Origin of the sequence: Flavobacterium arabinosi (genome assembly GCF_048158725.1) — a bacterium.
In the GTDB taxonomy this organism is placed as follows: domain Bacteria; phylum Bacteroidota; class Bacteroidia; order Flavobacteriales; family Flavobacteriaceae; genus Flavobacterium; species Flavobacterium arabinosi.
In genome coordinates, this window is sequence record NZ_JBLNKX010000002.1 from 493,587 (window position 1) to 505,485 (window position 11,899).

Consider the following 11,899-nt stretch of genomic DNA (forward strand, 5'->3'; position numbering starts at 1 on the left):
ATTTAATTACAAATTCTTTCTCTTCTCTTTTTCTTGAGCATCAATTACTGCTATAGCTGCCATATTTACCATTTCTTCTACGCTTGCGCCAAGTTGAAATATATGAACTGGTTTTCCCATTCCTAACATGATAGGTCCAATTGAATCTACCTTGTTCAATTCTTTTAAAAGTTTATAGGTAATATTAGCTGATTCCAAATTAGGAAAAATCAACGTATTTACTTTTTTACCTGCTAATTTAGAAAACGGAAACTTTGCTTTTAACATCTCCGGATTCAAAGCAAAATCAGCTTGAATTTCACCATCAATAACCATTTCAGGATGGTTTTTATGCAAATAATCTACTGCTTCTCTCACCTTAGTGGCGCTTTCATTTGTAGAAGAACCAAAATTTGAATACGAAATCATCGCAATTACGGGCTCCACTCCAAACATTCTAGCAGTTTTTGCAGTCATAATGGCAATTTTAGCTAAATCATCTGCAGAAGGATTTATATTTATCGCAGTGTCAGATAAAAACATCGGCCCACGACTGGTCATCATCATATTTGTAGTGGCAACTAGAGAAGCGCCATGAGCTTTTTCAATAAGTTGCAACATTGGTTTTACAACAGATGGATAGCTTCTAGAATGTCCTGTAACTAGTGCATCTGCTTCACCTTCATTGACCATCATCGCAGCAAAATAGTTTCTTTCACGCATTAATTTCTGAGCATCCAATAACGATATTCCACGTCTTTGTCTGGATTTCCAATAGGTTTTGGCAAACTTATTTCTTCTAGGCTCCTCTTCTTTTATTTTTGGGTCTATAATTTGAACATCGGCATCAAAACCTAGTTCTTCTTTTAATTCTAAAATTATTTCTTTGTTCCCTAATAAAATTGGAAAACCAATTCCTTCTTCTAATACAATTTGAGCTGCTTTAAGCACATCTAAATGATCTGCTTCCGCAAAAACGATTCTTTTTGGATCCATTTTGGCTCTATTTGTAATCAAACGAACCATTTTGTTATCATTCCCCAGGCGGTCCAAAAGCTCCTCTTCGTACTTTTTCCAATCTGTAATAGGATTTAATGCCACTCCTGAATCCATCGCAGCTTTTGCAACAGCAGGTGCCACAATAGTTATCAATCTTGGATCAAATGGTTTTGGGATGATGTATTCTCTACCAAAATTTAATTTTGTAGCTCCATAAGCAACATTTACTTGTTCAGGAACAGATTCTTTTGTCAATAAAGCCAGCGCTTTTACAGCTGCCATTTTCATGGCTTCGTTTATCTTGGTTGCACGAACATCAAGCGCTCCTCTAAAAATATAAGGAAATCCAAGAACATTATTCACCTGATTAGGAAAATCAGAACGTCCCGTAGCCATAATAACATCTTTCCGAGTTGCAACAGCTAGATTATAATCAATTTCAGGATCTGGATTTGCCATCGCAAAAACGATTGGGCTTTCTGCCATTCCCATCAACATTTGTGGAGACATAATACCTCCTGTTGACAAACCTAAAAAGATATCTGCACCAACTAATGCTTCCTCAAGACTCATTGGTTTTATGTCTCTGGCATATTTTTGTTGCAAAACAGAAAGAGAAGGATTGTCTTTTGTCAAAACTCCTTTACTGTTAAACATCAATATATTTTCAACTTTTACTCCTAATAAAACATATAAATCGGCACAAGCAAGAGCAGCAGAACCCGCTCCGGAAACCACCATCTTTACATCTTCTGATTTTTTATTAGCCAGTTCTAATGCATTCAATAAAGCAGCTGATGATATAATAGCTGTTCCGTGTTGATCATCATGCATTACTGGAATATTCAACTCTTCAACCAATCTTCTTTCTATTTCAAAAGACTCCGGAGCTTTAATATCTTCTAAATTAATTCCACCAAAAGTTGGTGCTATATTTTTAACGGTCTGGATAAATTCCTCAATATCCTTTGTCCCAATTTCGATGTCAAATACATCAATATCAGCAAAAATTTTAAACAACAATCCTTTACCTTCCATTACTGGTTTTGAAGCTTCCGGACCAATGTCGCCCAATCCTAAGACTGCAGTTCCATTTGTGATTACTGCAACTAAATTTCCTTTTGCAGTATATTTATAAACGTTGTTTACGTCTTTAGCTATTTCTAAACACGGCTCGGCTACACCAGGGGAATAGGCTAAAGATAAATCTCTTTGTGTTGCGTATTTCTTAGTGGGAACTACTTGAATTTTACCAGGAGTTGGCTTTGCGTGGTATAATAATGCTTCTCTTCTTTTGCTATTTTTGTCCATTGTTTTTAGATTTTATTCTAGCTTACAAAGATAGGAGTCTTGATTTAAAAAAAGAGGACTTTTCCCCCATTCTTTTGTATAAAAACAAGCCTATTTGGGTTCCAAAAAAAAGCTGCATTAACTGCAGCTTTTTATAATTATACCTTTTTTGATTCTTTTTATTGGGTAATGTAAGAGTTTAAATGTTGAATTGTATCTTTTTGGATTTCGATTATTGCTTTTACAACATCACTTATGGATATAATTCCTATGACAGTATCGTTTTCTAAAACAGGTAAATGTCTCACCCTTTTAGTACTCATTAATTCCATACAATAATCTAAGTTATCGGAAGGTTTTACTGTAACTACATCGGCCTCCATAATTTCATGAACCAAGGCTTTCTTTGAAGATTTAGCTTTCAAAACAATTTTTCTGGCATAATCTCTCTCAGACAAAACACCTTTCAAAATTCCATCTTCGATGATAAGAATTGCTCCAATGTTTTTTTCGCTCATCACTGTTAATGCTTCGTATACAGTGTTAGTGGAAAGTATGGAATAAACTTCCTTTCCTTTTGTGCTTAATATTTGATTAACAGTCATAATAGATAAGTTTAATTTATTATAAAGTTAAAAAAAATAGTAATCAAATGGTAAATTTATTTATTTATTTCACATTAAATAATTCATCGGGTGAAGTCAGCTTATTTAGTTCTTGTTTTAAATTATCACTCAATATTTGCAAACCGTATTGATACGATGCATTTACCCAACCAAATCCTTCCTTGGCGATGTAATCAAATTCAGTTCCTACATTACCATATTCAGCAAAAACCTTATGCGAACTTATTTCTAAATCAAATTTTTCAGGAATGGTTCCGTTATATTCAACCGCATTTTTAGTGATTAACCACAACCATCTGTAGACCATTTCTTGAGCCTTATTGAAAAATTTATAGTTAATTAAACCCTCCCACAATAACATTTGATGTGGGGCCCAACCAAATGGGTAATCCCATTGTCGTTGTGGCGCATCTTTTGAAAAACTATCACTGCTCGCTTTGGTACTTCCTGTAATTCCCCCTGTTTTTATAAATTGCGGCAAAGCTATTTCTACTAACTTTTTAGCTTGGTGTTCATTACACAACCCAGCCCATAAAGGAAAAAATGTAGTTGCTGCTTCAAATGGAAATTGTTTTTTATTTACAAAATCATAATCAAAATACATGCTTGATTCTTCATTCCAACACAATTCATCAATTTTGTCTTTTCTAAAAAGTGCTTTTTGTTCCCATTCTTCCGAAGTATACGCTACATCTCCAACTTGGAAATTATTATTAAAATACTCCTTTATCAAATACTCAATGTCCTTTTCATATTTATAAAGGAAACTATTCACGTCTACCGAGTTTAAATTGGCACACGTATTTATAAGCCTATCAGTAGTATCGTGACCGCTTTCTCTCAAGCTACGATCATGAACAAAATAGACGTCAAGCTCCGCATCAACAAGAGTTCGGTTTAAATATTGTTTTTCAAACTCTCGGATTGGTAAATTGTATTTTTTAGCATACGGTTCTAAAACATCATCAAAATGTCCAGGCTCTACTTCAAATGGCATTCCAACTCCATCAGCTTTGTATCGATTTAAACCAGTTGGTGTTAATCGGTTTCCTTGAACCATCCAAACCGTATTATACTCCAAAATAACTGTCTCCAAATGGCTTCTCAACCATTCTAAACTAGGCACTTTCTTTTTTACAATTTCAATTAATAATGAAGAATACAATGGTGGTTGTGTTCTCGTTAAGTAATAACTTCTATTCGCATTGAGAATCTTACCGTAATGTATGATTTGGTATTTAAAGTTTTCGGCAATTGACATTGCTTTTTCCAGTTGATTATCTATAATCAAACCAACTCCAATAAAATAACTATCCCACCCATACATTTCATTGAATCTTCCTCCGGGAACCACGAAAGGCACTCCTTGTAAACTGTATATTTTTTGCTCTAAAGCCAAAGCCAAAATACCTGGTTTTTTATTTAATGTATCTACATATTCCATCGAGAAATTTTCGGGCAAAATACCTACTTTAAAATTCTGTAGTTCTTTTTCCAATTCCTGAAAATAGGCAACACCTTGCTTGTCTTTTGCCGAAACATAAAGCGTAGGAACTTCATTGGTCGTTTTCTCGTCCTGAAGAATTTGATCCAAACCTTTTCTATCAATAGTTCTGGTCAATTCATTCCAATAGTCTTCTCTAATTTTCCTGGAAATCCGTTCTACAGGATTCTCTTGAATACGACTCAAATCTATCTCCCCTTTTTCCACTTTATTTTCTTTTAATAAAGCTAATTCCTGAAGTAAATTTGACAAATGATACGTGCCCTCAATAACAATTTCTTGTTTGGTGTTTTCATCAACTAAAGCAAACTTTTTAGGCCCATTATCATCTTTAGTTATTTTTTTATCTTTATCGGTATCTTCCTGAAGTAGTAATTCATGAAATACCTTGTCTATGTTAATTAAGAAATTCATATTTTAGAAGTAAGTTTTTTTAATATAAAAAATGAAACAAGCAATAATGACATTGGAATTAAAGTATAGAAAAAAGCATTTTCAGGACCTTCATTTTTGAACAAATAACCAATAACTCTAGATCCAAGGGTGCCTCCAAGAGCTGAGAAAACAACGATTAAACCCGTCATTGAACTGTGCAATTTCTTTGGCAAAGCACTCAAAACAACCGAATTTAAAAGTGGATAAATCGGCGCAATAAAAAGTCCAACTAATGGAAATGCAAATCCTATTAATGGAATGTCGCTAAGTGAATTAATTTCTTTAACCTCTAAACCAACTGTTTTTGGAAGAACAAAAACAACAATCAGCATAGCCATCACGATACAAAAACTGAGTACCCAAATCCAATTTATTTTTTTTGTAATCACACCCGCTAAAAGCCGTCCAACTGCTAAAGTAATTGCCAATATACTCGCCATCATAATACTAATATTTTGTGGCAAATGCAGTACTTTACTATTGAATGTAGGCAACCAAGACATTATCCCTTGTTCAATCATTACAAACAAAAAAGCACTAATTACAAAAACGATTGTTAGAAGCTGAGCAAACAATTTGAACATTTGTGCAAAATCATCGACCAAATTAACTCCTGGGATTTCCGTTTGATTTTCAAATTTGGTAAAAAACAAAAATCCAAATGATATTAATGAAATTCCGGCCAACAACCAATACACATTTAACCATGAATCTGGATTTGTATCCGAATTAAAAGCAGGAAATAAAAAGTAAGCCAAGGCAATTCCTATCATAAAAACACCTTCAATGCTACTCATCAAGCTATTATGCTCTTTCTGATTTTCTGTAACTGTCCCAATTAGTGAATAAACGGAGACTTTTATCAAAGCAAAGGAAACTCCAACAGTTGCAAAAAGTATTTTTGCGGTGTCAAACGAATTTCCAAAATACATATTTATACAGGCTACAGAAACCAATGCTAATCCAATGAGCATGGCTCTTTTATACCCTATTCTTGGCAAAAATGACGCTATCAAAAAAGAAACTATCGCAATAGGCAGATCTTTGAATGCTTCGAGAATACTGGCTTGCAATTCATCTACTCCATAATTTGCTTGCGATTTTAGTATAACAATCCCAACACTATTTAATAATATTGCAAACACAAAATAATTGAGATACATCGCAATTTTGACAGCGTTTTTTTTCATTTTTTTAGTTTTTAAAAGCTATTAACTTGATTCAGATTAAATTTAAGAATCAGCATTCAAATATTCTTGAATATTAATTCCTTCTGGCAATCTTCCCACATTTTGAAGTTTCAAAACAGCTAGTTTTTGAGCTATCGTTATTGTTTCTTCAAAATTTTTATTCAATAATTGTGCGTATAAAAAACCAGTCCAAAAAGCATCTCCTGCTCCTGTTGTATCTTTTATTTCATCGATATGCGTAGCTTTTTGGTGAAACATTCCGAAATTTTTATCTGATAATACTACACCGTCTTTTCCTTTTGTCAGGCAAATAGTCGAAGCACCTAATTCATGGAAATATTCAAAAATATAATCTTCAGTTTTCGCTTCTGCAAAAAGTCTGTAACAATCATCCTCGCTTAGTTTCACAAGAGGATTAGTTGATAAATATTCTCTTAAAACTTGTTTTGCTTCTTCTCTATCAGGCCATATTCTTTCCGAAAAATTAATATCTATACTCGTTTGTAATCCCAATGCTTTTGCTTTTTTGGCACTTTCCAGAATTGTTGTTCGAGCTGGATTTTTGCTTAAAGCAAAACAAGTAGTATGAAAAATCTTGGCACTTTCCAGTAACTCCTCTGGAATTTGGCTTTGTTTTATTTGATAATCTGCTTCCCTGTAAGGAATAAAATCTGGCGTCCCAGTAGATTTTGAAACGAAAATAACGGAGGTCGGTTCAGTATCTGATTTTCTGATTTGGGAAGTAATTACATTATTTAATTTTAGTTTTCGAACGATATATTCTCCTAAACCATCCTGACCGCAAGTGGCTACCAATACAGATTTCAATCCTAATCTTGCAGCATTCACTGCCACGTTTGTAGGTGAGCCACCTAGAAAACGGTGATAATCTTTTGTTCTGTTTATTGAAGTATTTACTTCGTGACCAATAAAGTCAATCAATACTTCTCCTGCGCATATTATGTCTATTGTTTTTTCCAATTTAAACTAAAAATTTAAAATTTGTATGTATACTTTGATGCAACATTACTGCTGCTGCTGCACTCCACGCACAAAACGGAACTCCATTTGGCGTTTTGGTTTCACTATTGAAATTTTCGTAAAAACTAAAATCTTCAATAGCATTTGCTTCATTTATGGCATTCAAAAGTTGGGTGGCTTCCTCTCCTTTTTCTTTGGCTAGCAAAGCCAGACCAAAAAACCCATTAACCATAGACCAGCTTCCTCCGTTATGAAATTCATTTGGATAATTCCTGAATTCATATTTGCAATTGTTTTTGAGCAAATTCCAATCTGAATCGCTTTCTTCAATTGCTGGCCAAAAAGCCGGTATTAATTTCAAAGGCCTTTCATTTGAAAGTTTCACGGCATGTTCCAAAATACTTTTTTGAAAATTTTCATTCCCAATATTCAAATACAAAGCCAAGGAATTGGCGAAAGCATCAAATTGTGTTTTATAACCTGCCGGTGAAAAAGAACAAGGCATGAATTCCTGAATGTTGGCTTCGTTATAAGCCCTTTCGTGGTATTTCTCCCCAACTGAATTTGGAGTAAAATTAATTTCAAGTTGCTCCGTAATTTTTTCAATTTTAGAAGCAATCGCATTATTTTTTGCAAAATGATTATAACTTTTCAGTGCCCATATCCTAAGTAATTGATCGTATAAAACATAGCCGTCAGTTATGTACTCATCTGCCCAGTTTCCTGAAAGCGGCACATACAACAAATGTTTATTGTTGAATTCCCAAGCTTCCAGAAGCTGTAAACATTTTTGAATATTACCTTCGTATTTTTTCACGAAAGTGATATCGTTTTTATAGAAAGCATATTGGCAAATCCCAATAATAAACCAAGTAACAGCATCTACTCTACCCGCTAAGCCTCCATAACTTACTTCAACTGCATCACCATTCGTCATTACATTTGAAGGAATAGTTCCATTATAATGTTGATTACGGGCTAATGTTTCTAATGTTTTACGAAAAGTCTCAATTAAATCATCTTCTCCGGAAGCCAAAGCAGCTAATCCACAAATCACACCATCGCGGGCCCAAACTCTTTTATAATTAGAAATATCTTGAGCACTTGCCAAAAAACCTTCAGATGAAGTTGCCCTTTTCAGTAATTCAATTGCTTTTATATAATTTAAATCATTCACTTAATTCTTGTTTTTTAGTTTTAATAAATAAGGTACATACTGAACTAATAATCAATAATACTCCTGCAAAAGTTATAGCTAATCGAGAATCGTTATTCAAAAAATGTTTCAATATATATCCAAATGACACATTTTGAATAATCATTGGAATAACAATCATCATATTTATAATCCCCATGTAGACCCCATATCTTTCTTTTGGAATATCTGACACGACCATTAAATAAGGAATTCCCATCATACTGGCCCAGCCTATACCAAAACCTGTTATCGCAAAAAACAATAAATTCTTATCATGTATATGTGGAAAAACCAAAAGACCAATTGCCGCTATAAACAAGCAAAACGCATGCACTTTTTTAGGGCTGTATCTTTTTGCAAATCCCACTAATGCAAATGCCGTCAAAAAAGTTACAACATTATACCATCCATTAACTAATCCTGTCCATCCAACTGCTGCTTCATAAGCTTCAGGATTACTTTTTGGGGTAGCATCCCAGACGGATAAAGCGATACTTTTGGAAGAATTTTGCCAATAACAAAACAAAGCGTACCACTGAAATAGATAGACTAACGATAATTGCCACATGACTTTAGGCATCTCGCCAATTGCAGAAAAAATTTCTATCAGCGGATCAAATACCCCACCTTTATTTGATTTGATATACAAAAGCTCTTCGGCTGTAGGTGGAATTTCTTTTGTTGTTTTCATACTCCACCAAATTGTTCCAATAGAACAAACTGCTCCTAAAAAGAATGAAGCATAAACCCAAGTGGGCAATGAACCTGTTTTTCCTACAATAATCAGCGGAAAAATAAATAAAGACAAATTGGCTAAGGTTTGTCCCAAACCAGTAAAAAAACTTTGCATCTGAAAACCTAAAGGTAGTTGCTCTTCATCAAGTTTATCAGCAATGAAAGCCCTGTAAGGCTCCATTGCTGTATTATTACCGGCGTCTAATATCCAAAGTAACCCCGCAGCCATCCATAACGAACTACTAAACGGAAACAACAATAAGGCAACACTACACATTATAGCGCCAATAAAAAAATAGGGCTTGCGTCTTCCCCACCTCGGATGCCACGTCTTATCACTCAATGCACCAATAAGAGGCTGTATTAATAGACCGGTCATGGGTCCAGCAAGATTTAACAAAGGAATTTGATCTGGGCTGGCCCCTAAAAAATCATAAATCGGGTTAACAGCACTTTGTTGCAAACCAAAACTATATTGAATACCAAAAAAACCGACATTCATATTCCAAATTTGCCAAAAATTTAATTTTATTTTACTTCCCATTCTTTGGTTAATGTATTGGTTTGTTAATTTTTTTTAAATTTAATTTTAAAATCCCCAATTCAATACATAATTAAAACAAAAACGTTTTCGGAATACCCGAAAACGTTTTCGAAATGTTAAAATAATCTAAATTTTTAACCTTTATTTTTTCGCAAATGGAATAATTATTTTAGTTTCCCATTCCAGTTCATCGCCCCCATTAAAAGGATTTGCAAGAAAATGCTCTAATGGTTTATTTTCTAATTTAATGTCATTCTTCTTTGCATAATCCTGCAAAGCAAACCATGCTCTGTCCGAAGTTCTGAAATTCCCGTAATAGGTAGCTTCTAAACCTTTAAGAGCTTGCAATACTTTGAATTTAACTATCTCATTTTCGATAATTTTGGTATTTTTATCAATTGGAAAACAATAATTAAAATTGATTGTTTCTTTATCAAGATCCCAACTTTGAATTTCTAAATAAGGACTTCCTATTATCTTAATATTATTTTGTTGCAAAAAACCAGTTATAATTGCATCATTTGCAATCATAGTTTGTGCTTTTTCCTGCAATATACTTTTCAAGCTTATATAAGCTACAAATGTTTCTTGAGAAGTACCTTCGCCATCAATTTTGACTTTAAAATTTTTTATATGATTATTTAAGCCGTTTTTAAAATCGGTTATTTTTTTAATTTGTTCTACCTTAAACTTAGTACTATAAAAAGGCGCAGTAAGTCTATTGAACGAACTATTATCGAAATCTTTTATGCCAACGGTTACTGCGGTTATTGAGTCATTAATGGATTTCATTTCCCAAGTATATTCCATATAGGAGTTCCCTTTTTTCATTTCTTGTTTGATGAAATCAAAATTTCTCTTTTCCAGAGTAGTATAATTTTCTTTTTGATTTAGTAACTGAGTGGCTGACCATTCCTGAACACCCTGAAAAATAGTTCCTGTAGCAGTATTAATCTTAAATGAAATACAATAATCACTTTTTTTAATAAATAAATACCAAGTTAAAAAGACTAAAAAAAATGCACTGAATCCTAATATAATTTTTCTTCTGACTGTCATTACTTTTTAAACATCTTTAATTTTTTATTCAAATAATTCCCAATATTATTACCTTGCACAACACCATTTTCGATTGCTGCTCTGTAATGAATACCTCCGTACAGTCTACTAATTGCGGCTTCCGCTGCTGCTTGCTTGAACGATTTAAAAGGCCTTTTTGGTAATCCAAAAGGAACTTCAGAATCATCAATATAACTAAAATTATCTCCAAAAATTGAAGTTAAAATTAGTGACGAACAAGAAGAAATCACTGAATGTCCGCTCGTATATTCTGGGAAAGGAGGTGTTTGTAATTGCGGTCTCCAATTTTCATCAATATTTTGATTAATATAGGTTTCCGGTCTAATTACATTAGTTCTAAATTTCTCATTCCAACAACTAATAATACTTTCAAAAACTCCAATCGAGGTTTTAGTATAGGCAAAAACGCAAGTTTCAAAGTCGCATTTATTTTTTTTCAGCGCAATTTTAGTAATATTCATCCAATGTGCATCAGGTGAGTTTTTCTTCTTAGCAAACATCATGTGTCCCTGTGTCACTGTTGCATATGGATTACAATCCCAAAAAGTAGCAATTGCTGATTCTTCTGGAATTACCGTACTTTTATTCTTCTCCATTGCAATTAATTTTTCGGAAATCATATTCCCTACGTCATAGGTTTCCTTTGCTTCTTTGTAAAAAGCAGAATTTTTATCTGTAGAAAAAGGGTGGGGTGCAATTGGTTTAAATTGAGAAGCTGAATCCATCACTAAAGTTCTTATTTCTCCCCAATGTGGTTCAACAGCATCCATATAAGCGGGCGGTGTTGGTTGCCATCTTCCGGGCTGGTTTGCATAAACCGAAAATTTAGAAAAAGTTCGGGTTTGCTTGTAATTGTCTTTTCCCATCCATTTTTTAATTCGATCCGCTACTTTTAAGCCATATTCTTTAGAAACCAAGAATTCCTCAGCGTTCTCACTTTCCCATTTTTCATATAAACTATCTCTGTATTTTTCTAACGCTTCTTCAGAAAAAATCAATTGTTTACTCACTTCAATATGGGCAATAAGTGCCGCTAAATTTTTGTTGACTCCACTTTTCGAATCTAGTTTAGGGATAGAATCTAATCCTTTTAATTGCCCTTGCAGACTTTGATATTTAGCATTGTTTTGTGCCATAATCTCATAAGCTGCAACATTAGGATAAACGTAAATTCTACTTGCAACGGGAGGTGAAAAGATATCATGAACCATAATTCCCGTTACTGTATCCACTGTAGCGCAGAAATCATTTGTTGTAACTTTAATTGAATTTTCTTTTTTACAAGAAATAAAAAATAGCATTATAAGTCCTAAAAGATAAATTTTAGATTTCATTTTA

9 protein-coding genes are annotated in these 11,899 nt (G+C 33.5%); all 9 read right to left on the reverse strand.

From position 1 onward, the window contains the following. Window positions 1-6: 6 nt before the first annotated feature. Window positions 7-2,289: an NADP-dependent malic enzyme gene (locus ACM55K_RS06285; RefSeq protein ID WP_416849383.1), complete on the reverse strand. Its 2,283-nt coding sequence runs from the start codon at window positions 2,287-2,289 to the stop codon at window positions 7-9. A gap of 158 nt (window positions 2,290-2,447) precedes the next feature. Then, complete coding sequence (locus ACM55K_RS06290) at window positions 2,448-2,873, reverse strand: CBS domain-containing protein (protein ID WP_416849384.1); 426 nt, start codon at window positions 2,871-2,873, stop codon at window positions 2,448-2,450. 64 nt (window positions 2,874-2,937) lie between these two features. Then, entirely contained in the window at window positions 2,938-4,812 is a 1,875-nt protein-coding gene (locus tag ACM55K_RS06295) for a trehalase family glycosidase (RefSeq protein WP_416849385.1), read from the reverse strand. After that, complete coding sequence (locus ACM55K_RS06300) at window positions 4,809-6,023, reverse strand: MFS transporter (RefSeq protein ID WP_416849386.1); 1,215 nt, start codon at window positions 6,021-6,023, stop codon at window positions 4,809-4,811. Before ACM55K_RS06300 ends, ACM55K_RS06295 begins: the two co-directional genes overlap by 4 nt. 42 nt (window positions 6,024-6,065) lie before the next feature. Beyond that, window positions 6,066-7,004 carry a carbohydrate kinase family protein gene (locus ACM55K_RS06305; RefSeq protein WP_416849387.1) on the reverse strand — a complete coding sequence of 313 codons (939 nt, stop codon included), beginning with the start codon at window positions 7,002-7,004 and terminating at the stop codon, window positions 6,066-6,068. Window position 7,005: 1 nt separating this feature from the next. Beyond that, entirely contained in the window at window positions 7,006-8,181 is a 1,176-nt protein-coding gene (locus ACM55K_RS06310; RefSeq protein ID WP_416849388.1) for an amylo-alpha-1,6-glucosidase, read from the reverse strand. Next, on the reverse strand, window positions 8,174-9,481 hold the full coding sequence (locus ACM55K_RS06315) for an MFS transporter (RefSeq protein WP_416849389.1): 1,308 nt from the start codon (window positions 9,479-9,481) through the stop codon (window positions 8,174-8,176). Before ACM55K_RS06315 ends, ACM55K_RS06310 begins: the two co-directional genes overlap by 8 nt. A gap of 141 nt (window positions 9,482-9,622) precedes the next feature. Then, window positions 9,623-10,540 carry a GyrI-like domain-containing protein gene (locus ACM55K_RS06320; protein ID WP_416849390.1) on the reverse strand — a complete coding sequence of 306 codons (918 nt, stop codon included), beginning with the start codon at window positions 10,538-10,540 and terminating at the stop codon, window positions 9,623-9,625. Then, window positions 10,540-11,895 (reverse strand): vanadium-dependent haloperoxidase, encoded by a 1,356-nt coding sequence (locus ACM55K_RS06325; protein ID WP_416849391.1) that lies wholly within the window; start codon window positions 11,893-11,895, stop codon window positions 10,540-10,542. Before ACM55K_RS06325 ends, ACM55K_RS06320 begins: the two co-directional genes overlap by 1 nt. Window positions 11,896-11,899: the final 4 nt, after the last annotated feature.